At 60.5% G+C, this 21,978-nt stretch carries 22 protein-coding genes; 13 read left to right on the forward strand and 9 right to left on the reverse strand.

What is annotated here, in order from left to right:
- The first annotated feature begins 202 nt into the window (after positions 1-202).
- The 4 genes from G9U53_RS30375 to G9U53_RS30390 all read left to right on the forward strand — a co-directional run bounded on the left by G9U53_RS30375 (position 203) and on the right by G9U53_RS30390 (position 4,013).
- Positions 203-388, forward strand: coding sequence for a hypothetical protein (locus G9U53_RS30375; protein ID WP_141695860.1), 186 nt, complete (start codon positions 203-205; stop codon positions 386-388).
- A 78-nt stretch (positions 389-466) separates the two neighbouring features.
- Positions 467-3,130, forward strand: coding sequence for an ATP-dependent DNA helicase RecG (locus G9U53_RS30380; RefSeq protein ID WP_165639792.1), 2,664 nt, complete (start codon positions 467-469; stop codon positions 3,128-3,130).
- Positions 3,131-3,267: 137 nt separating this feature from the next.
- The gene (locus tag G9U53_RS30385; RefSeq protein WP_165639793.1) at positions 3,268-3,507 is read left to right on the forward strand and encodes a hypothetical protein; all 240 of its coding nucleotides are present in this window, start codon (positions 3,268-3,270) and stop codon (positions 3,505-3,507) included.
- Between the two features lie 134 nt (positions 3,508-3,641).
- Positions 3,642-4,013 carry a hypothetical protein gene (locus G9U53_RS30390; protein WP_058228441.1) on the forward strand — a complete coding sequence of 124 codons (372 nt, stop codon included), beginning with the start codon at positions 3,642-3,644 and terminating at the stop codon, positions 4,011-4,013.
- 115 nt (positions 4,014-4,128) lie between these two features.
- Here G9U53_RS30390 and G9U53_RS30395 read toward each other — a convergent pair whose 3' ends face one another.
- The 4 genes from G9U53_RS30395 to G9U53_RS30410 form a co-directional block, all read right to left on the reverse strand.
- A complete protein-coding gene (locus G9U53_RS30395) occupies positions 4,129-4,707 on the reverse strand; it encodes a hypothetical protein (protein ID WP_165639794.1) in 579 nt (192 codons plus the stop codon).
- A 296-nt stretch (positions 4,708-5,003) separates the two neighbouring features.
- Positions 5,004-5,210 (reverse strand): hypothetical protein, encoded by a 207-nt coding sequence (locus G9U53_RS30400; protein WP_165639795.1) that lies wholly within the window; start codon positions 5,208-5,210, stop codon positions 5,004-5,006.
- A gap of 180 nt (positions 5,211-5,390) precedes the next feature.
- Positions 5,391-5,831 (reverse strand): hypothetical protein, encoded by a 441-nt coding sequence (locus tag G9U53_RS30405; RefSeq protein ID WP_165639796.1) that lies wholly within the window; start codon positions 5,829-5,831, stop codon positions 5,391-5,393.
- A complete protein-coding gene (locus G9U53_RS30410; protein ID WP_047269149.1) occupies positions 5,828-7,129 on the reverse strand; it encodes an AAA family ATPase in 1,302 nt (433 codons plus the stop codon). The genes G9U53_RS30405 and G9U53_RS30410 overlap by 4 nt, the downstream gene beginning before the upstream one ends.
- A 143-nt stretch (positions 7,130-7,272) precedes the next feature.
- On the opposite strand from G9U53_RS30410, the gene G9U53_RS30415 reads away from it, so the two are divergent.
- Positions 7,273-9,042 carry a hypothetical protein gene (locus G9U53_RS30415; RefSeq protein WP_165639797.1) on the forward strand — a complete coding sequence of 590 codons (1,770 nt, stop codon included), beginning with the start codon at positions 7,273-7,275 and terminating at the stop codon, positions 9,040-9,042.
- 148 nt (positions 9,043-9,190) lie between these two features.
- Entirely contained in the window at positions 9,191-10,747 is a 1,557-nt protein-coding gene (locus tag G9U53_RS30420; protein ID WP_165639798.1) for a pentapeptide repeat-containing protein, read from the forward strand.
- Between the two features lie 142 nt (positions 10,748-10,889).
- On the opposite strand, the gene G9U53_RS30425 is transcribed toward G9U53_RS30420, so the two are convergent.
- The gene (locus tag G9U53_RS30425) at positions 10,890-11,333 is read right to left on the reverse strand and encodes a hypothetical protein (RefSeq protein WP_165639799.1); all 444 of its coding nucleotides are present in this window, start codon (positions 11,331-11,333) and stop codon (positions 10,890-10,892) included.
- A 26-nt stretch (positions 11,334-11,359) separates the two neighbouring features.
- Positions 11,360-11,824 (reverse strand): hypothetical protein, encoded by a 465-nt coding sequence (locus tag G9U53_RS30430; protein WP_047269146.1) that lies wholly within the window; start codon positions 11,822-11,824, stop codon positions 11,360-11,362.
- A 126-nt stretch (positions 11,825-11,950) separates the two neighbouring features.
- Here G9U53_RS30430 and G9U53_RS30435 point away from each other — a divergent pair, with 126 nt between their 5' ends.
- On the forward strand, positions 11,951-12,610 hold the full coding sequence (locus tag G9U53_RS30435; RefSeq protein WP_165639800.1) for a hypothetical protein: 660 nt from the start codon (positions 11,951-11,953) through the stop codon (positions 12,608-12,610).
- Positions 12,611-12,620: 10 nt separating this feature from the next.
- Complete coding sequence (locus G9U53_RS30440; RefSeq protein WP_165639801.1) at positions 12,621-13,631, forward strand: cytochrome; 1,011 nt, start codon at positions 12,621-12,623, stop codon at positions 13,629-13,631.
- Positions 13,632-13,690: 59 nt separating this feature from the next.
- On the opposite strand, the gene G9U53_RS30445 is transcribed toward G9U53_RS30440, so the two are convergent.
- A complete protein-coding gene (locus tag G9U53_RS30445; protein ID WP_165639802.1) occupies positions 13,691-14,050 on the reverse strand; it encodes a pentapeptide repeat-containing protein in 360 nt (119 codons plus the stop codon).
- 88 nt (positions 14,051-14,138) lie between these two features.
- Positions 14,139-14,456: a hypothetical protein gene (locus G9U53_RS33735; RefSeq protein WP_242692839.1), complete on the reverse strand. Its 318-nt coding sequence runs from the start codon at positions 14,454-14,456 to the stop codon at positions 14,139-14,141.
- Positions 14,457-17,134: 2,678 nt separating this feature from the next.
- Between G9U53_RS33735 and G9U53_RS30460 the strand changes: the two genes are divergently transcribed.
- A complete protein-coding gene (locus G9U53_RS30460; protein WP_125053074.1) occupies positions 17,135-17,389 on the forward strand; it encodes a hypothetical protein in 255 nt (84 codons plus the stop codon).
- A gap of 194 nt (positions 17,390-17,583) precedes the next feature.
- Here the strand turns inward: G9U53_RS30460 and G9U53_RS30465 are convergent, their stop codons facing one another.
- Complete coding sequence (locus G9U53_RS30465) at positions 17,584-18,258, reverse strand: hypothetical protein (protein WP_165639805.1); 675 nt, start codon at positions 18,256-18,258, stop codon at positions 17,584-17,586.
- A gap of 86 nt (positions 18,259-18,344) precedes the next feature.
- Between G9U53_RS30465 and G9U53_RS30470 the strand changes: the two genes are divergently transcribed.
- The 4 genes from G9U53_RS30470 (at position 18,345) to G9U53_RS30480 (ending at position 21,801) form a co-directional block, all read left to right on the forward strand.
- Positions 18,345-19,379: a hypothetical protein gene (locus tag G9U53_RS30470; RefSeq protein WP_165639806.1), complete on the forward strand. Its 1,035-nt coding sequence runs from the start codon at positions 18,345-18,347 to the stop codon at positions 19,377-19,379.
- Between the two features lie 100 nt (positions 19,380-19,479).
- A complete protein-coding gene (locus tag G9U53_RS30475; protein ID WP_064112275.1) occupies positions 19,480-20,007 on the forward strand; it encodes a hypothetical protein in 528 nt (175 codons plus the stop codon).
- 259 nt (positions 20,008-20,266) lie between these two features.
- Positions 20,267-20,632, forward strand: coding sequence for a hypothetical protein (locus tag G9U53_RS33380; protein ID WP_207624730.1), 366 nt, complete (start codon positions 20,267-20,269; stop codon positions 20,630-20,632).
- 74 nt (positions 20,633-20,706) lie between these two features.
- Positions 20,707-21,801, forward strand: a complete 1,095-nt coding sequence (locus G9U53_RS30480; RefSeq protein ID WP_165639807.1) for a hypothetical protein — start codon at positions 20,707-20,709, stop codon at positions 21,799-21,801.
- The last annotated feature ends 177 nt before the right edge of the window (positions 21,802-21,978 follow it).

Raw genomic sequence — 21,978 nt, forward strand, 5'->3', positions numbered from 1 at the left:
CACTGTGTAGGGGATGCCGGTGTCGTCGACTGCTGTGAATGGTCGACCGGTTCCGGAGCGGGCGAGTAGCTGATCAGGGTATTGCATCGCGAATTCGGTGATTGACGGTTCTGCGGCCTTGATGATGTGAGCCGTTTTGTCGGTGGATCGTGTAATTGATAGACCTGCAAGAAGTTTGGACATTGTGGATGGGCCGCGATCAGTGGCCAAGACCAACAGGATCGACGGCACGGTGAGGCCGAACTCCGCGCAGCACTCTGCAATTGGCTTTGTCGGAGTGATGATTGTGACCCAGGTTAGAAGTGAGTTACTGCCGGATGTGGTGGTCATGATTTTGATTGTGGTGTGGGTGGTTCTGGTGTGTGGCACGACGCAGAGTGCCGCATGACCGGAAGTGCGTCTCGCAGAATTGAAATCGAGGCGCGGAATGGTCCGTGACCACGACCGCAGTAGGGAGCGTGTTGACGTGCAACTGAGCTTGGCCCAGCGAGCGCGTCTGCGGGATGCAGCGGACCGGTTGGCGTCAGTTGGTGTGTGTACTCCTGCGATGGATTCTGCTCGTAAACGCAATGTTCGAGATGAATCGTCGTGGCCGCCCCGTCTGTCTCTGCAACTCCTCGTTGACGTACGCGCGCACGCCGATGCGTTGCCGGCGCTGGGAGTAATCGTTGAGAGCTTGCCAGATCTACCTGCCGGCGCACCGGGGGCAGGTGAGTCGGCGCCAGGGGGCGGAGTGCGACACAGCGGCCGTGACGAGGAATCAGCGGAGCAGTCGGTGCAGGACAGTGACTGGCCGTGGGGGAGTGGGACACGAGTCGCGGCGCCATCGTCCAGAGAGCCGAAGTCTCAGCAAGCGGTTGTGTCCTCACTGGTGGCGTCGACAGTCTCGTGGGGGAGTGGTACGCGAGTTGCGGCGGCTCCGACCGTTGCGGAATCGTTCGCAGCAGTGGGTGTTGAACTCGCGATCCCTCATATTGAGGACAACAGGTCAGCAGCAGCGGTTCTCGCGGAGAAGGGTTCCGGTGAACCGCTGTTATTCGATGGACTGCTCGATTCTCTGCGGGGAGTTCCTGTCGACGATCTTGACGGGGTTGGTGAGACGACGAACGAAAAGATGGTGGCTGGCGGAGTTTCGAGTGTGTTCGACCTGCTGATGCGGGTGCCCCTCCGCTACGTAGACCGAACGCAGTTGGCCCCTCTGGAGACACTGGTCGCCGGGACAAAGCAGGTGACGTTCGTTGCACGAGTCCTCGGAATGAAAACGGACTGGGAGAAGCGTTACGTCCGATTCACGCTCGGCGACCATCGTACGAACATCTCAGCGATGTTCTTCCATGCCATGTGGATGGGCCAGCGGTTCCACCGTGGTGACGTGTTGATCGTGCAGGGTGATCTCGGCGAGTTCAACGGAGCGTTGTCAATGACCTCTCCGCTACTCGAACTGATGTCGGATTCCACGGCCCCGCTGTTGGCGATTTACCCACAGTCGCAGAAGCATTCGGTAGACACTTGGATGTTGCGACGGGCGGCGGTTGACGCGTTGCGGCGTATCCCGGCGCTCGACGATCCGATCCCGGCTCCACTGTTGGTTAGGCGGAAGCTACCAACGCGGTTGGCTGCGCTGCGGTCGGTGCATGTCCCGGAGTCGAAAGCTGACGCGGACCTGGGAAGAAATCGGCTTGCCTACGACGAGCTGTTGAGACTGCAACTCGCGCTCGGCGTACTCCGAAATGCGCAGGCCGCGGAACCGGGTGTGACGCACACACCGACTGGGAAACTCGTAGATCCTTGGCTGGCTGGCCTTCCGTACACGCCGACGGGTGCGCAGTCTCGAGCAATCGGTCAGATTCGCAAAGACATGGTCGCTGCCCGGCCGATGAACCGGCTGCTTCAAGGCGACGTTGGTGCAGGAAAGACGCTGGTACTTGCGGCAACTGCACTGATGGCCATTGAGGGTGGCTACCAGGCAGTGCTGATGGCGCCGACTGAGATACTCGCGCGCCAGCACTTCGAGGAGATGGCCGAGGTGCTGCGTCCGTTGGGTGTGACAGTGGATCTGCTGGTGTCGCGGGGACTTCCCCGTCCGCGGAAAAATGTGCTCGCAGACCTCGCGGGCGGGCATGTGAACTTGCTGGTGGGAACGCATTCTGTGCTGTCGGATCCGGTTGTGTTCGCGAACCTTGGTGTGGCATTGATCGATGAACAACACCGTTTCGGTGTGGATCAACGTGCAGTGCTGGCCACGAAGGGCCCGGGTGGGTCGACGCCGGATATTTTGCAAGCCACAGCGACTCCTATACCTCGGACTGCCGCGATCACGACCTACGGTGACGTGGAGCTGTCGATCCTTGATGAGAAGCCGCCGGGTCGAACCCCGACAGTGACGACGTGGCTGGAATCCGCGACGACGGACGACCCGAATTCTCCGGTGTGGAAATCGATCCGTAGCGAGATCAGTCAGGGGAGACAAGCGTTCGTGGTGTGCCCGTTGGTCAAAGTCTCCGGTCAGGACTCGGAAACTAAGATGGCGGCAGCAGCCGAAGACACTTGCGTCGCACTTGAGGCCGGCGCATTGGCAGGCTTGCGGATCGGTTTGGCTACTGGGAAGCAGAAGCCGGACGTGCGGCGAGAAATGATGCGCGCGTTCAAGGAACGCGAACTCGACGTACTTGTTGCGACAACCGTGATCGAGGTCGGTGTTTCGGTTCCGAATGCGACTGTGATCGCGATCTTGGATGCCACGAAATTTGGGCTGGCCCAGCTTCATCAGCTGCGTGGCCGAGTCGGACGTGGACGCTGGCCCGGCCACTGCTGGCTTGTCGGACAGACCAATAGCGAGGACGGTGTGGCGCGTATGGATGCGATGTGCGAGACCGACGACGGCTTTGTACTCGCCGATCGCGATCTGCAGATCCGCGGGCCTGGCTCCCTGACCGGTTCAGCACAGGCAGGGCGAGATGCTGGGCTGTTGGTTGCGGACCTGATCGATGATGCTCGCATCCATCTCGCAGCGCGGGCGGATGCCCACGACATCTTGGCTCGTGACCCACACTTGCACCGCAGTCAGCTGATGAAACGCGAAGTTGAGGCTGCTCTCGGCGACGATGCGCACTACCTGACGAAGAGCTGATTGGCAGTTCCGCTCGCGCCGCTAAGCAACCTCCGGTGGGAGAGATTCGTGTCCGGCCGAGATGGTCGGTGCCGCAGGCTCGTGCGCCGGCAGACAGAGTCGAGTCACGAGGAAGTCTGTTCGAACAGGAGGGTGAAATGGAAAGCAATAAAAGAAGTTTCGAAGTTTCGGTGACAGTGACGGTGCGCGCAACTGTCGATGGGGCTTTGGTGCCGGGATCGTTGCCGAAGTTGATCCAGCGGTGGCCGGCGGACCTGTTCGACGAGCTTCGCCGTGAATGGGTTTCTCAGACTGGATTGTCCGTCGAGCAGTTCGATGAAGCGGACGCGGTCGTGATGAGTGAGAGGGATCCGTCAGGTATTCCGAGCGTGCTGTGAGCAGGTGGTATGCGTGGGTGGTCGGACTCTGCTGACGCCACGGCGTATCCGCGGAGCCGCGTTGATGCCGCACGTGTTCGTGCGGGGCGAGATGGTGAACCGCATCTACCCCACACGACAAAGGGAGCAAGGCGATGGGTATCACGACGAACGACTACGCCGGCCTGGTCGATGAGCAGTCGATCCCAGCGGTCGGCCCGTATATGGCACAGTCCGTTTCGATCGAGGCTTTCCACGACTGGATCGTCGCTTCCACCGATGCTGCTGTTTTTGAAGTCATCGACGGTCGTGAACACGCCGCGCAAGTCGCGACGCTACTGACCGGACGTATCGGGAACGGCTACGGCGCAGCGTCAGGGACAGTGTTCGTCGCCCATCTCAGAGCGATGTATGCGGTGAAGGGCACAATCGTCGGGGTCAACGAGTGGTCGGTGCAGTTCGCCGACGAGCGTGGGAACCTGCATGTCCTCCCGATCATGGCAGTACGCGGCCTGATCGTGGAGTGAGTTCTACAGGCACCGGCAAGAGAAGACAATGGCGGCCAGGTAGACCAACCTCAACCTGTGAGCATTCGAGCTCCGATTTGGGTTGCCGCTTTCTCTGCGCTCTCACGACTAGGTGTTATCGCGGTTGAGCCCGTGGTCCGCCCGGACGTGGAAACGGCCAATTCATCACGGCGTCGCGGCGGGAAGCGAGCACTTGCGCGAGGTGATCGTTGTCTGGGTGGCGCGCTGAAGCCGCAGCAGCCAGGAGGAACCACCGAACATCAAGCGCCGCGGGCTCGTATCCGGTTTGACCTTGTAAGTACGCGCCGATGATCATTGCGCAGTGTTCGGCTTCAAATGCTGTGAGTTGAACGAGTGCGGTGTTGGACGGAAGATCGACGTTGACCAATTCTTGATACTCGTCGGGATCCTGACCGTGATCCTTGTAGTCAGGCGTCCTCGCCAGAGGTGCTCGTTGGTCCTGGTGGCTGGTTCCGTACTTGGAAGAGTCTGCGCTGCCATCGAATCCGCTGTGGCCGCCGACAGCGCCGCTACCACTGATTGCGGCGTCTTTATCTCCTCCGCCGGTCAGCCAATCGGGCTGTCCTTCTTGAGCTTGATCGCGGCGATTGAGAGTGGCCGGAAGCCTCACGAAAACCTGCCACGCGAGAAGAAAGAGCGCGATGACGCCGATGATACCGAGGACGAGGGTCATGGTTATCTCACTTTCCAATGCTCTGCGCCGTTGACGGTGGCGGCGACGGGCAACAGGACATCGCGCGGATTGAGTTGTGGTCCAGCTCCGATCTCAGTCACTATCGCTAGGTCTGAAGCACATCGCATTGCCGGATTCCGATCTGGACGAGCTACTCCGGCGGTATTCCTTTGCTGCAATTCGATGATTGTCCCTTGCCTTCGGTGGCCACAGGTGATGAACGCCGCGCTGCAACGCATTCCAAGTGCTCGGACGCTGAAGCGACGTCTCTTCGTTCGCGGCGCGTGTGATTCGAGCTAGCTTCGTCCAGCGAACAGGCGCGATGCCAGCGGGGCAGCGCCGAGGAGACCCAAGAACAGTACGACCAAGGCGAAGATCAGGCCGAATTGCCACGGTTCCATTGTGTCGGAAAGGAACAGCCACCCGATCAGCGTTCCGATCGCGAAGCCGATCCCGCCAATCCCCGCGACGACTGTCAGAATTTTGGTGACTTCTTTGCTCATGTCTGTCATCCTCTCGTAGTTGGTTCCGGTCAGTGTGCCCTGATGGTCCGACATGGCCCGCGGTGTCGACGAGATCAGAACGAGGCGCGAGATTTCATGGGGCTTAGGCGAGTCGATGTGATTCTGGTGGACGGCTGGCTGGTTCGACGCAAAGGCGCCGAAGGCGTTGTGGCGGGGTCACTAATTGCTGTGACCGAGGGAAAACCCGCTGATGCCCACGATCGGGCGAGCGAGAGCTGGGAACAATTGTGTTCCGTCAGCACGCACGGGCGAACCATTGACGTGCATGTGGAGGATGTTGGTCAGTGCCGCTCGAAGCCCGTGCTCGATGGATCGAGTCTTGCATCGGCGCCTCGACAGAGGAGCGAAGGCGACAACGGTGTTGCCGTGTACTGATGCCCCAGCCTCAGACTGCACGTCCGGGAGCCCGCGCATGTCCCGGCGGAAGGCGTATTCGACAACTCTCAGAGTGTGCAGGACCAGTTCATCGTCCGGGATGTCGGCGAAGGTGACACCGAGAAGGTCAGCGGTGGTGTCGATGCCCGTGGTGTTCGTGCCGTCGAGACTGGTCAGTGGACCGCGGGCTCGCCACGTAGGCATGGGTACAGCGAGACTGCTCATGCTGCGCCTCCAAGCTGCAGAGGACGGACGTTGGGGATCGCGAAGGACGTCGAGACTGCGGTGGCGACCAACGTGGAAACATCTGGGTCGGGGCAGGCGGCGACAAGAGTGGCCGCGGCGAACTCGGCGCCCAGGCCGGCGTCGAGTAGCTTCTGCGCCGCGATCAGATCCGCCATCTGGGGTCTCCAGATCGGCCGGCCTCCGGTGGCGATGGATTCGTCATGCTGGGTGAGCAAGTTCCACCCCACTTTGATCAGGCGGGAGTCGATTCCGGCGGATTCTGCTACGTCGTAGTCAGTTTCGACGGTGACTTCGAAAGGGAAGCGTCGCTTGATTGCGTTGTCGAGTGGCCGGATGCCTCGTCCTTCCTCGTTGTATGTGATGACGAGACTGAATCCTGGAGCGGCGTGGACGGTCGGCAGGTCGGGGCGGTCGTCGATGACGAGTTGGGTGCGGGCATCAGCGACTGAGAGCAAGATGGCGATCGTCTCCGAAGGGGCCCGGTTGATTTCGTCGATGAGTAGAACTTTTCCGCACTTCATCGCGCGTAGCAATGGGCCGTCGCACCAGAGGAATGTGCCATCGGGTTGTGGTTGGTAGTGCCCGATGAGTGAGGACACTGACAGATCTCCGTGCCCTTGCACAGTGATCAGGTCCTCTCCGAATGCCACCTCTGGGAGGGTGGTCTTACCTCCACCGGCAACACCCTTGAGGCGAATATTCATGTAACCCCGCAGCTTTCGGAGTACTAGGTAATCCGGCTGGCCCGCGATGGTGCGTGGGAGGTAGCGGCGGCCGTCTGTGAGGAGAAGGCCGTCTCGGTCGGCTTCGGGGATCTCGATGATGATGCGATCAGCGAGGTCGGCACCGCTGCTGGCCTGCGCTGTACCGCGCAGGACCCGCTTGTCTGAGGTCAGCGCCTGCACCGCGACGTTGTAGGGGTCCGATTGTTCGGCCAACTCGAGCATGAAGAGCGGTGGAAAGAAGTCCCTCGGATCTACCGGTGCGTCGCCTGGCACGCGAACAGTGCTGATCTGTGGAAATCGGATCACGCGGTTCGAGTGATCGGAATCTGAAGGGAAGAACGTGTGGAAAGCGTCCGCGAACACAGTCGCGGCGGATTCCGGTGGCGTGGTGCTTTCTCGGACTACGAGTTGGCCCTCTTGGAAGTCGGACTCAGCCCCGAAGCCAGTGATCGTAGTCGAGGTATTGGTGAACGGGTCGCGGTAGGCGACGGTGGCGGTGACCTGCCCGTCTCCAGCCTGTACCGCCCAGGCCGCGAATGTCGCTTCGATCATGGAACCTTCCCTTTCTCAATTCTGTGTCGGAACTCAGACTCCCGGTACCGCGACATCGGTGCGGCACGACTGGTGTGCCGCGGAAACCTGCGCCAGTTGAGACAGTGACTTCGGAGCGAACGTCACCAGAGAGGTAACACGTCATGAATGCACCCGCCGCCCTGACCATGGACAACGAAGTACAGACCTTCACAGCCGACGCGTGGGGTCAGCTCTCCGTGCGAGTGGGTCGGTTCGTCGACGAGATCGCCGCCCGCCGGGATCTGATGACCGTTGTCGGAATCGCCGCAACCCCAGAAATGGCAGGCGGGCGCCCGGCCGGCGCGTACTCTCACACGACCGCCACCGTCACCATCGACGCAGCGCAAACACTGTCTCCCTCTGATGATCCGAACCAAATCGACCTTCGTGACCGCCGCGATCGCGCACGCTTCCCGGTCCTTACCGGAGTAGCTGTGCACGAAGCGGGCCATGCAGCTCACACCGTTCGGCGGGGGCGGCTATCGAAGGCCGTGGGGGCGTGGGCTGCGCTCCTCGAGGAACCACGAATGGAAGGGCGAGTCGTGGCGCGGCGCCCACAGGATCGGGTATGGCTGAGAAGTTCGGCTTCGCATCTGCTTGGAAGCTGCACAGCCAGTTCCGCATCGTCGGCAGCTCGGCTCCTGATCTTGGTGGGTGGTCGCATCGATGCCGGGGTGTATGACCGCTGCGATCTTCCGGATCTCGCGGAGGTAGCCGGGGAGTTCTTGACCGAGAAGCAAATCGGGATTGTTGTCGAGCAGACGCGTGTAGCGGTTGCTCTCGACGACGGTGACGTCGATGGGTTGGTGCGGTGCGCGGAGTCGATCGCCGCAGCGATTGTCGACGAGTTCGATGACGTGGACATCGACAGCGAGGGCAGCGATGGCGATGACGGCGCTGGATGCAGCCCTCAACATGGAGCCAGCGAAGGCGCCGGCGACGAGATCGCCGCTTCAGGAAAGAACACCAGCCTCCGTGATGCTCTCGCAGCGATGGCCCGGCGTACCGCGGCGACCGCGCAGGCCGCCGAACACATCACTCCGCCATCGGCGGCTGCCGCCCGGGTAACCACGGCGGCGGAGAACCAGCGCCAGATGATCGCAGCAGCTGGACGCGTCGCCAGCACCGAGCGTCTTGCGCACAGCGTCAGAAGGCCAACCGACGGCGAACTGGCACAGTCCCTCCGGCTGAACCGAGCGGTCGAGGCTGCACTCGACCGCGGTGAACGCACGCAACACATTCCGCAGGCTGCACCACCAGGACGCATGCGGATCCGTGAGCTGGCCCGCCGTGAGGGTCAGATCGCGGCGGGCATGATTCCGACTGCGACGCCCTGGTCTCGCACGCGCCGGACCGTCGTGGAAGCACCACCGTGGGCGGTCGGTATCGCGGTCGACGTCTCCCAGTCGATGGAACCGGTGCTCGAAATCTCCGCAGTGACTGCGTGGATGGTCAATCGGGCAGCAGTTGATCGAGGTGCGGCGGCCACGGTCGTGTGGAACGCGAAAGCAGCGAACCTGCCGGCCGAGAGTATCGGTGGCGCCGTGTATGTCCCGGAGGCCGGTGGCGTTAGCGACGGGCTTCCCGAGGCTCTGCTGGCCTTGGATTCTCGACTGCAGCTGACCTCGGGCGCAGGCACGAGACTCGTGGTTGTGATCACCGACGCAGATCTTCCGAATCTCGACGAGATCTACCATCAGGCAGAACAATTGGCTTTATCTCAGACCCGGATGCTGTGGCTGATCGCCGGGCAGATCAACGACGGCGCGCCGTCGCAGCTGACTGATCGAGTCGGCGGGCTGCCGGGTGTGACGGTAGTCGAACTTGACGATCCGGCACGGGTGGCCGACATCGTAGGGGAAGCGATCGTGAGACTGTTGGGGGCGGAGTAGGCGGAATTCCAGGCGTATCTCGTTTACAGGGATGTCGGCTGCGAAGCCGATATAGATCTAGCAGCGTGACTCGCCTCGGCTGAACTATCAGCTGGATATCATGTCGAATCAGCCCTAGAAACACCCGAACCTCGGGGGAATTGACTCAATGACCAGCGACAGCAACAACTCAGGCCGTCAGCCACTCCCCAAACGATTCACGATCGGCGTGCCCGTCGCCACTCTCGCCAGCGCGTACGCCACACCACCACTCCTCTACTGGTGGCTAGGGACCGACCGTTGGGATCAATTCTGGGCCACCGCTGCCACGCCATACGGCGCAGCCACGGCAGGATTCGCAGCCATTGGTGCCGCTGCCATCGCTCTCTACAACGGCACCAAACAACGCGAAACCGAATCCCGACACGCCAGCAATCAACTTAAAGTGGCCGAAGGCCAGCTTCGTCACGCTCAAACTACAGCCGAATTTGACCACGGCACCCGAACCCTTCGCGAACTCCGTGACAGATTCACCACGGCCTCTCAGCACCTCGCCAACACGTCGACCACCATCCAGCAAGCAGGCGCCTACTCGCTCGGATCACTCGTCAACGATTGGCTCGCGGACGACAACCAGCAAGAAGCCCAAGTTTGTATCGACGTCCTCTGCACTTACTTACGAACCCATCACCAAGAAGCAGCCATGCACGCAGGAAAACCTCACGGTGATGACTACAACTACAACGCCCCGCCCCCAGATCAGCCCATTCGCAGCACCATCACCCGGCTCATCAACAGCCATCTCCGCGCAGACAACCAGGGGCCCGGCCCATGGAGCCACCTCAACTACAACTTCTCGGAGTCACACCTCCATTACACTTCGTTTCGCGGTGCGCATTTCTCCGGCACTGCTGTATTCGATGAAGCGCACTTCACTGACTACGCATCTTTCAGTGGTGCGCAGTTTTCCGGCCGGACATCCTTTCGTGGAGCGTATTTCAAGGACCGAACGGACTTCTCCGGTGCGAATTTCACTGGCTATGCATCTTTCAGTGGTGCGCAGTTTGTTGATCGGACGTCCTTTCGTGGAGCGGATTTCAAGGACCAAACGGACTTCAACGATGCGCACTTCAGTGGCGACACTGATTTCTGTAGCGCTAATTTCATCGGCGATACGGATCTCCGCATAGCGAATTTCAAGGGCCGAACGGATTTTGCCTTAGCGAATTTCGCTGGGCACACCGACTTTCGTAAAGCGAATTTTGACGGTGACACATACTTCAATCACGGGAGGGTCATGCTACATGACCTCACCACGCGTTTCGTGGGCAAAACTGACTTCAGTAACGTGGTTTTCAAAGGGCGCACGGATTTTGCAGGTGCGCGTTTCAGTGGGAAAACCAAGTTCTGCTCGGCATTTTTTGACGGCAGTATGATATTTAGTCAAGCCCATTTTGAGGGTACAACCTTGTTTGACGGGACCGAGTTCGCGGGAACCCAAACCGTATTTTTGCTAACGCATTTCACTGGCGAAACCAAGTTCTCCGAAGCGAGATTTGTAACAACCACAGTATTCTGTAGTGCAAAGTTTACCGAAGGATCCACATCGTTTGAAAGACCATTGGAGTGGGGGCATGTAATAACGGATTGGGATAATTCCAATAGTCGAATTCCTGAAGCTGTCACCCCAAAAGAATGGCCACCAGAAGTAGTGGACGTTCATTGACCTCTAATAGCGCGAGTTAATTGCAGGAACGTGACGATCTCACGGTTAGTTATCGGAAGTTAGCTATGATCCATGGCTTCGGAAAGGCCACTCAGCTCAGAACCTGCGGCTATCGCCGAGGCTCTCGGCGCACAGGTAGGGGTCAATTTCCGCCGCGGATCTGTTCGATCATGTCCTGCGTTGCGTCTGCGACGTCGATGTAGGACTGGCCGTACGCACGCGGATCTGCAGCGGAGGGCTTCGCAGGTACGGCCAAGAGTCCGGATTGGATGTGCTCCCCAGTCCGCCGGACAACTTGTGCCGCACCTTCTACCGCGCCGCTCGGCATGTAGACCATCGTCGGATCCTGGGCAAACAACTCCGGGTGCTCGTCGACATCGGGCAGGGTGAATGTGAGAGAGGTAAGCAGTTCGGCGATCTCGCGAGGATCGAGCTCCGAAGCCGCCGGCACCCCAGATTCGAGGAGGACGCGGAGCGAGTCGGCGAGCTTGCTACGTAGCATCCCCATCGCGGCGTACCTGGCATAGATGTTGACCTGGTGCACGTCCGCAGACAGTCGATACTGCGGAAAAGTAGCTGTAGACATGGGAATCCCTCAATTCGGGTAGGAAGTCAGTACGGGCCGGCCAGGTATGCGGAGTCAGGGGCCTTGTTGTTTTGATTGTTGATCAAGTCGGTCACCCAGCTCGCGCAATCGCGGTAACCGCCTGCATGAGCGGCGGGGGACTGATCGGGTTGATCGGGGACGCGGCATACACCGGCTTCGATGTTGCCGGCCGTTGCCAGCAACACATCTCGCGAGAAAATCAGGGCCGCAGTGGCTGAGTGGACCATCGGGATTTCACCGGTGAGAAAATGTCCGGACTCGCCAGAGGTTCTCATCTCGATCCAGGCGAACAGCTCGAGCGCCTCACTGATCTGTATCGGTTCCACTCCCGGGGCCGACCCGCCGGATTCAAGGACGATTCGCAAGGCCTGCGAGAGTGCGTGCTGCACGAGCCCGCTGTCAGCAGCGCTGATCACACAGTCGATGTCGCTCGCCGAAAAGGAGACCCGCGTCTGTGGAAACGTCTTCATGCCAACGAGTGTGCACTAGGGAGTTCCGGTGGCCGGCTGCATGCGCGTGTGCCCCGCCGGCGAGGGACACCTCGTATACATGAAGGCACCGACAAGGTCTGTCGGACAAGGGAAGGACAAGTGAGCATGACGTACGACCGCGATACCGGCCCGCCTGCGGCCTGGGTGGACGAATTCACTGACGATCCGCTGTACCTTCCGCGCCGACAGACCACTGTCGCCACGCCAGTTCGGCCGCATCCGGGATACCGCTATCAGGCGCTACCCGCCACCGCCGCCTATGTTCCGGATGACTCCTACCGGCTTGATCTCGATCGGGAACTCCTCATCCGTGAAGGCGTTGAGGTCGCGCGCATCGATTCGGCCGGCCACCACGACTGGACGACGAATGAGGAGAAGCAGGCATTCGACGTATGGGCGCATGATCTGCAGTGGATTCAGCAAGTCCCAGCGCACACGAGTCTGCCGACGCTGGGAATCGAGCTGCTCCGGCGTGAGGCCCGCGTCCACCGGTGGTGCGAAACCCAGTCCCAAACAATGTTGGTCTACGCGAGCGGGGACGACGTGAGGTGCGGCCGCTGGCGGGTGGAAGATTTTCTGAGAGCTGATCGACCCGACGACCTGGCTTTTCTCATCCGGGTGGATCCGAAGGCCGCCTATTTCTGGCAGGGTGGCCGCCGGCATGCGCTCGTCCCTGGCACGTCGGCGCTACTCGACGAGTATTCGGCAGGCGACGGTCTCGCTGCTGCAATGCCGGTGCCGCACAGTGTTGGAGCCTGGACTTAACTTCGCATCCATGACCACTCCCAAGCTCTCTCACCAAACCGCATGGGGCCGAATGTATGGCCGTTTTGTGGGCGACGAGCCTCAGGTTCCGTCGATTACGACTGTGCAAGGGATGGACGCCGATGATCTTCCCGACCCGTTCTCGAAACTTCCCGAGCTCGGGGTCCGGCCGCAGGGGAGCGCACTGGTGGGTTGGCGGGCCCGACTCGTTCAGGACGCGACCGCCGCATACCTGCGCAACGACGAAGAGACGCTGCGTAATCAATTTCCCCATGTGATCGCAGCGAGGGAGAGAGCGGCAGCGAGATCGCGGAAGCCGGATGCGATAGCCCGTGCCGTGCGCGGTGCGATCGCTGCGACACCGGATGTCGTTGCAGACCAGGCAGCTCAACGAGGCGACCGCGTCCACAACCTCGCTGAACTACTGGGGGAATGGCAGCTCGGGAACATTGACCGATTCGAGGTTGACCAGGCGAGGGCGGACCTCGACGAGCACGGCGAGGGTGACTACGCGTCTGCATTGATCGACTGGTGGATGCGGTGGAACGTAAAGGCCGTCGCCAACGAGGTGACGGTATGGAATCACAGCATCGGCGTGGCCGGAACACTGGACACGATCTTCCGGATCGAAAACCATCTGTACATCGGTGACTTCAAGACGAAGTCTGATCGGGACGGACAGGCGAAACCGATGCAGCCCAAAGTCGGGACACAGTTGGTGAATGGGTTGCACGCGCAGGAATCTGTTGTCGATGCTGACCGCGGTGTGTGGACAGAATGGAAGTACTCGCGACCGGATGGTCTGGTGGCCATTGCAGTGTCCCCGACGGAAGTGGTTCCGAAGTTGATCAATCCTGAACGATACGAGCAGTTGTGGACGAAGTTCTGCAACAACCGCCGTGCTTGGCAGGACCATCACGACCTCGATATGCGGGACGTGCTCAAGCCCATCAGGCCCCCAGCTTCGGCTGCCCGGTGGCCCGACGACTTGCGCGTCGAGCTGCCACCGGTGGCGGCGTAGTCGGGTGCAGGTGTGCGAGCAAGAGCGGGCTGGCACCTGCAGGCTGATGGCGACGTTGCTCACGGACTTTGTATTGGAAGGTTGAGGAACGCTGTCGGAGATGGCTTCTCGCTGGTTCGGCATGAGCGTGGAGCATGGATCGCGTCGAAATAGGTCGGCCACCGGGTCGAATCGTCCCAGCAGACATTGTCGAGGTTCACACCCGTCAGGTCCGCTTCGAACAGATCTGCGCCGATCAGGATCACACCGCTCAGGCCCGAATGCGCGAGGTTCGCGTGCCGCATGTAGGCGCCAGAAAAGTCCGCTCCGGTCAGGTTCGTGCCGTACATGCTTGCGTTGTAAAGGTTTACATCAGAGGCATTCGCGCCGGAGGTGCCTGCTTGTTTCCACAACGGCCGAATCCTGTCGGTCTCGTACATGCAGCGGATGACGTGCAACTTTCGAATTCTTCGAAAGTTGCACCACCTTAATATGTTCCGGCTGGGTTCCCGAACTTTCCTGCGGGGGTTATCCGACGTCGAGGTTGATCCGCCATTTGTTGTCTGTGCGGTAGATCGTTGCAACGAGAAGGACCTGCGATCCGGACTGCATGTCCATCGTGCATCTAGCGACATCTCCATCGCTGTAGGAGCGACTCGTCGGGCACGCGATCGTGCCGGTCAGGGCACCTGATGTAGCTGCCGGGCCAAGCTGTTCACGCATCATTGTCTGCAGCTCCGAACCGGACAGTGTCGGAGTACTCGATTGCTGCGTCATGAATCCGGCAAGGATCATCGCTGCCACCAGTACGATCGAGCCTCCGGCCAGCATGGTCTTCCGGTGCAAGCGAGCGCCCCCACTTGGGCCGCGGGAGTCGTTCTCGGCGTATTGCCGAGAACGTACGAATAGGAAATATCCAAGTGCAGCAGTAAGGGCCGGGGCCACGACGAAATTCCCGACTATCGTCCCGCGGTCCGTGAAACCGAGGAGACGATAAATGCCGAACACAGTCGCAGTGGTAAAGAGCAACAGGAACCCGAGGGCCACCAGCTCTATGACCAACCGTCCGCGGGTCCGTTTCGGCGCCTCGGCCAGCCTCGTCGCCGACGTACTTGTGATGCTGTTTGGTGCAGGTTGCTCGGTGTTCCACAGATGCTGAAAATCAGTTGGTCGAGGTGACTTGTTTTGGAGAGGCGGCGGCGACTGCGTTGCCGGTAAACCTACAGATGCGGAGGTGTTCGACGGTGTCGCTGGTGGCGGGGCCCACTGATCGGTCCAGTTCTGACCGTCCCACCAACGAAGAGACGGCGATTGAGGTACTGGATACCATCCAGGCTGCGGACTGGATGGTCCGTGGGAGTTTTCAGGCACCGGTAGATGCTAATTGTTCATTTTACGAAAGCCGTGCCTATTGAGTATGTTGACAAACTCACAGGAAAAGGCGCTAACGGATACCTCAGAAATACGATGACCAGCGGCGCGTAAAAAATCGAATACCGAGTGTCAATATGTGCGGTCAATGTAAGAGAATTCGAGATCCTGGCGGCCGCCGCAACAATCACTATGCCCTGGGTGTTTCGACCGACGGATGCTGGAACTCTCGAAGTGGGCGGTAGAAGATGGTCCGATGAAGTCACCCTTGTCGCGGTCCCACCCCGACCTCAGCGCGCAATGGCATCCGACAAAGAACGGCAGCCGCACCCCCGACCTGGTGACTCTCGGATCCAGCGTGAAAGTTTGGTGGATGTGCGCTCATCAACACGAATGGGAAGACACCCCTAATCACCGCACGAGCCGCGGGAGTGGTTGCCCCTACTGCGCGGGTCGACGAATCTTGGCTGGGTTCAACGACGTAGCCCACACCCACGCCCACCTTGCTCGTGAATGGCACCCCACCAAAAATGGTGAGCTGACCCCAGACACCCTGACGGCGGGGTCGGAAAAGTCCGTCTGGTGGAGAGATGAGTTGGGTCATGAGTGGCAGGCACGGGTGAACAATCGTGCGAACGGAACAGGCTGTCCGTACTGCTCGAACAATGCGGTTCTGCCCGGCTTCAACGATCTCGCAACCGAAAACCCTGTCGTTGCGGCCCAATGGCATCTCGACCGCAACCACGATCTCCGGCCGACCTCGATAGCGGCGCAATCGAACCGTAAAGTGTGGTGGCAGTGCGGGCTTGGGCACCAATGGCAGTCGACCGTCAACAACCGGACGTCAAACGGCCAAGGTTGCCCCGTCTGTGCCGGCCAAAAAGTGTTGGCGGGCTTCAACGATCTGGGTACCACCGATCCCGCGCTCGCAGCCGAGTGGCACCCGACGCTCAACGCACCCTTGTCCCCGGCGAATGTGTTTCGGAGTACGGCGAAACGATTCTGGTGGAGGGATCTCCTCGGCCATGAGTGGCAGGCCAGCGCAAGTGAGCGATCGGCTGGAAATGGCTGTCCGTTCTGCTCGGGCCAACGCATTCTGGCGGGCTTCAACGACCTCGCAGCGAGAAACCCGATGTTGGCCGCTGAATGGCATCCGCGGCTCAACGGAGCCAGGACACCCGAGATGGTGACGTTGATGAACGGGACGAAGGCGTGGTGGAGGTGCGAGGCTGAACACGAGTGGGAAGCGCGGATCGCGAGCAGAGCATCCGGGGCCGGTTGCCCGGCGTGCGCGGGACAGACCGTCTTGGCAGGGATCAACGATCTGGCCTCCCGAAGCCCGACGGTCGCGGCAAGCTGGCATCCCACTCGTAACGGTAGTGCGACACCTGAGAACACCGCGGTGTTCTCGAATCGAAAAGCCTGGTTCAGATGCGCGCGGGGCCACGAGTGGCTCTCGACAGTGAACAACAGAACCCATGGTCAAGACTGTCCCGAGTGCTCCGAGAAGGGAGGATTCAATCCGGGAAGGCCGGGATACCTGTACTTCCTCAGTCATGCCCTGCTCGGTGCCCACAAGGTCGGGATCACGAGCGTGGGGACCAATCGCCTTGACAAGTTTCAGCTGAGCGGGTGGCAGGTCATCCACCTTGAGCTCTTCTCGCGCGGGTCAGATGCTGCAATTGTTGAGCGGGCAATCAAGCGTTGGTGGCGAAGTGATCTCAACCTTCCTGTGTGGCTGGGTCCGTCCGAGATGGCGCAGACTGGCGGGTGGTCAGAGACCATCTCCGCGGACGAGCTGACGACATTCGAGTGCATTCTGCGAATTCAGCATGAACGGACCCTCCTGCAAGGTAGATGAATTCCTCATCGAAACGCCGCGCCGTCAGAACCGACAAGTGAACGGTGAGTGGCGATCATCCGGCAGCTCTCGCGGCTGACACCTGCTTGCGACGGAGACGACGAGAGACTGTGTAGTCAAACACGTAGAAAGCGCGCACGCCCGGTACAACGTGCCGCAACACCGGAACCGCCAGGAATATCGTCATCTCATTCAACGGCAGAGCACAGCTGCAGTACGCGAATGCGACTCCGCGAGAGGCGCTACCGACCTGGCCGGCGCCGAAACGCCCCAAGACTGAGAAGAGACGCGCATGAATCCACATCGGAAGTACTTCAAACTCAAAATGGTGGGGTCATACGCGATCGTCATGTTCCTGCTGGGAACCTTCGTCTCGACTGCGCTCACGTCGACCAAGGGCGACGGATCCGCCGCATCGCCGTTGTCGTCGCTGAGTCCGTGGATATGGGGATTGATCTGCGGCACTATCGGGCTGGTTCTGGCGGGTATCGGGCCGGCGATCAGCGCGCTTCGGCGAGCATCAGCTGGCCGCGAAAACGAGCTGTGAGAAGCACCAGCGGCCTGTGCGTTCGAGGCACATCACGCGCAGGTGAACATCGACGCAGAACGCAATCGTTGCAAGGGGAAATCGCCGGGGAAGCTCGAATCAGCAAAGTGCCTACCGCAACAACTCCTACCGAATCAGGTCCTCGTGTTAGGAGGCACACTGAGGTCGGAATCGCCGAGAGTTCCGACCTGCGTTCAGTACGTCGACGCCACATCCAAGTCATGCAACGTCGCCGCCACAACGTCACCGAGCGTGTACTCACCGTCAACGGTGTGGTGATAGGTGCCGTGGCCGTTGTTCTCGGCGATCGGCAGCAGCTCGGACTGGGACAGCTGATCAAGCAGATCACACAGCAGTGCATGAGTTCGGACCGGGATTTGCAGCATCTCCATCGGCGGCTGAGTGACCAGATGGCGAGCGAGTTCCAGCGACAATTCCTGGACCCGCTGACGGGCGTCGAGAGCCGTTCCCCGAAGCGTTGCGAGATCGCCGCCGTAGTCGGCCATCCCCAGGCTGACCAACTCTATGAACTCCTCGACCGAGGCGGCCGCGCGTACCAACTCGATGAGCGTGGCGGCGGTTTGCGCGAGAGTGTGCGCAGAGACCAACACCACCCCAGAAGCTGTACCGTCGCAGGGATTTTCCATCGCCAGGATCGTCGGAGCGAGGCTGTCCGCCCATCGCTCCGCTGCCGCTTCCGTGATTGTTTGGCTGGCCGCATGTTCACTGATACCGGCAGTTTCGGCGACCAACGTGAGCATGTTGGATACGAAGGCCTCGACGACATCGCGCCGAACGACGATGTTGCGGTCTTGCAAGATTTCACACAGCAGAGTCGTTTGTGTGGCGTGCCAGTTCGTCGTATCCATGGGCACGATCATGGACTACGCGTTTCGGGTGTTCCTGCCCATAGATTTCACGAGAACACTTCACTGCCCAAGAAAGGTGCACGAGCATGACTGCTACCTCAACCGATACTGATCGACCCTGGGAGTGCTCACGCGAGGCAGCTTTGGCGGCAAGCAGACTCGACGCGGCGACGGCGTGGATGCGCACGGACATGGCCGCGGTCATGCGGTTGTTCGTTGAACAACAAAACGCATATAGCTGGTGGACCACAACGCAGAACATCTCTGAGCCCAACGCCGACATGCTCCGGCAGTGGATCCAGTACTTCTACGGACTGAGCGTCGACGACGTAGGCATCGACGCTGACGACGAGCTCAGCGGCCCGGCGCAACTGATGCGGAAAGTTTTGCGGACCCGCGCACAGTCGTTGCGGTACTCGACCATCTACCTCGTCACACCGGAAGTCGTGGAGTCATTGGCTACGCTCGCTCACACGCGTACCTACCGGCAGGGCTTGTCTGACCTCCGGTGCGTGCCGACGGCAAAGGGGCACATCGTGCTGCCTCGAACCATCGAATGCCGTCGCGGCGCGGGGGAGGGCAGTGTGGGAGCGAACCTGAGGGAAAGCCTGTCCTATCTACAAGCAACACCGCGTCCTGACCCGATTCGCGCGCTCTCATGGAATCTCGACGACAACGCCGGCAGGCCGGTTGTGCGGATCGCGGACTGGATTGTCACCGGAGACATCGGCGGCGAGGACGGTACTGACATCGACAGGCAGGTAGCGGCCGCCGTGCGTGACAATGTCGGCGAGACTGCAATGCCCGAGATGGTGTGGACCAACGAATGGGCTTGCACATTGCCGAATTCCGGTGTGCTGCCGACTATAATCGCGCGAGGCAGGCTGCAGGACGCTGCTAGGGACGTCGCAGCACCGGGGTTCGTACGGTGGGATCCATCGACCGTTTACGACGACACCGACGGGCAGTTCATGGTGAGGCTCACGCAAGCGGTGTGGGATGCGGTGACTGCCGGACTGCTGACGGCACACCAGTTGACTGCTCCGCAGTGGTACGGCCAACAGTCCGGGATCGGGAAGGACATCGTTGTGTTGGCCGCGCCGGGATCCGAGTGTCGCTGACGCCGTTGAAGTTCGGTCGAACCCGTTGGGGTGCCGCAGCTGTCGAGTGGATTGGAGATCGTGAGGGGGTCATTTTCCCCGAGCGAGAAACGAGGCCACCATGTCAATCACCTTTGCACCCGAGATGAGCGAAATCGTTGGATACCGCCTGACCGATCAGATGGGTGGCCGCAGCGAACGCATCGGTGACTACGATTCTGCGATAGCGGCTTTGGAGGACATGCAGCGCACTGGCGCACTGTTGCCGGGGTGCACCGATCCGGAGGAAGCCCGCATCTGGGGCCCTCAGCTCGAGATCGAGACTGCCGACAGCGGCGAGGAACCGTCTGCGAACTTCTCGAACCACAATGCTGTGCGCCTGCTGGAGTTGTTGGGTTTTGCGTCCGGGAACGGTGACGACGCGGTCGAATCGAGTGGAGAATGCCCGGCAGAGGACTTTCTAGGCCGGGTCATGGTGGCGCAAGCGATCGCGCCTTCCGACGAGGGCGTGCCGTCGTATGAGATGGCTGGCACTCCTCGGTGGATTGAAGGCGGTCGACGCGCCGGGTACACCGAGTCCGCGCTCGATTCGCTTCGTGAGGTGGCGGAGTGGGCGTTGAAATCGGAGCGCGCTGTCTGCTGGGGCTGACCGTCCGGGAACCTTCTTTCGGGGGTTCCACCTCAGTCTGGGAAACGAGGGCTGTCCGGATTGTCGCGGCGGGGGTTGGGCTGAGATGGTCCGGATCGGTGATCGAGTGTGCCGCGCCTGAAACGGGTCTCGCTCATCGTTGGCTGAGTTCGATTCCCATCATCGAGAGGCAGCTGAAATGACGTCGACCCCCTGCTCACCCAACTTCCCGCTCCCAATGCTGGCGGCAGCGATGACGACAGCGTGTGAGGACTGTGGGATGGATATGGTTCGACATTGGAACCTCTCCGGTACGGACTTCGTGTGGCTGGACACCGATGGCCGCAGCGTCGGGGGCACGTCCCCGATTCCAGGGGTGACGACAATCAGCGAGCTGCTCGTCTATCTGCTCGAGCATGACCGAATCGCGCTGTACTCCGATCTTTCAGCGCGTTTTCCTTCGGGACTCGGTGTGCTGCCTTGGGAGCACCGACATCGGCCGGCGCCGACGTCGCCCCACATTCCGGCTGCCATGGTCCCCGAGTGCTGCGTAATGCCGATGCAACTGGTGCGGGACGGGTGGCGATGCAGGATCGCTCACACTGTCTTTCAACATGATTCGGCCAGCCTCCCAGTGTCCGCCTGACACCAATGCGTAGCTGCCCCGTCGGCACTGAACACTAGGATTCATCAGTACACAGCAGAATGGAGATGTTCTTGATGAGCACGACACCATCGAACGACCCGTCACCGCGTTTCCTCCCGGCCGGCGCGGTGAACGAGGCTGTGGTTTCCCCGGCCGAGGTCGAGGATCTTCTCTCTGACATCACTGAATACGACCCGGCAGCCAATATGCGACTTGCGGAGCTGGAACAGTTCGACTCGAACTCGATCACACCGGAGCTCGCACGAAAGCGAGACGAACGCCGACAGGCCGGGCTCGATGGCTACTACGACTTGCCGCCGGGCTCCGGTCAGGAAACTGCATTCGTCATGTTGGGGATGGCCGCGATTGCTTTTGTGCTTCTGGGGCTGGCAGTAATCGGAGTGATCGCCACCACTGAGGATTCGAACATCTATGGGCTGGCGATTCCGTTCGCCATTCCAGTTGGATTCGCGCTGGTGGGGGGTGTGGCTGCTGTACGTGCAGTACGGCAGCCGCTCCGTGTGACACGCGAAGAGCGTGCGCAGCTTCGCAAGGCCCACAGGCGAACAGGATTCGAAGCAGTCGGTAACGGAGAGGGCTGCGGGGACGCGCAGAAGATTGCGTACCTCGCGGACCATGTCATTGCTGATATCGGCAAGAGTGCAGCATGGAAATCGAGACTTCTCGACGAGCACCGAATTCGGCTTGACCTAGATCGAGAACTGTACGAAATCGTGAGCAGCGCTGCGATACTCGGCAAGCAAATGCGTGCGAACGCTGTAGACCGGGACATCCTCGGTGGAGATGGACCCGACGCGGAACGCCTTCTGCAGGCGGTCAAACGCAATGCTGGGTTGATCAGTGAAATGCGAGCGAGTTTGGTGCGCAGGGTCGCCGCACTGCTCGCATACCGTAACGAGCTCGCCCCGTTGGATCGACTGATCAAACAGATGCAGGCACTTGATCAGCTCGAGCAGCAGGAGGCAGGCCTCCAGGAGGCGTACACCCAGATCACGCTAAATGAGATGGCTACTTCCGAGACCACACGAATGTCCGATGAACTCACGGCGCTGCGCGCCAACCTAACCGCGCAGATCGAGTACTTGCGCACGAATGTCATCAACAATCCGTTACTCAGCACAGGACTCAGCCTGACCGACGGGCTCTGACTCCGTCATGACCGCACCCCTCGAACACCTGAAATGCAGTGTGTGGGAGGAGTGGAGCTGGCTCGAAGAGATCAAAGTTATTCGGTGCCGGGAACTGCTCAGGTTGCACCCCTCGACGGGGGCAGGGAGGCCGATGCGGCCTGTTGAGGCGGAAGGCGAGCTGTCCACATTCGATAG

Origin of the sequence: Rhodococcus sp. D-46 (genome assembly GCF_011290655.1) — a bacterium.
Taxonomy (GTDB): Bacteria; Actinomycetota; Actinomycetes; order Mycobacteriales; family Mycobacteriaceae; genus Rhodococcus_F; species Rhodococcus_F qingshengii.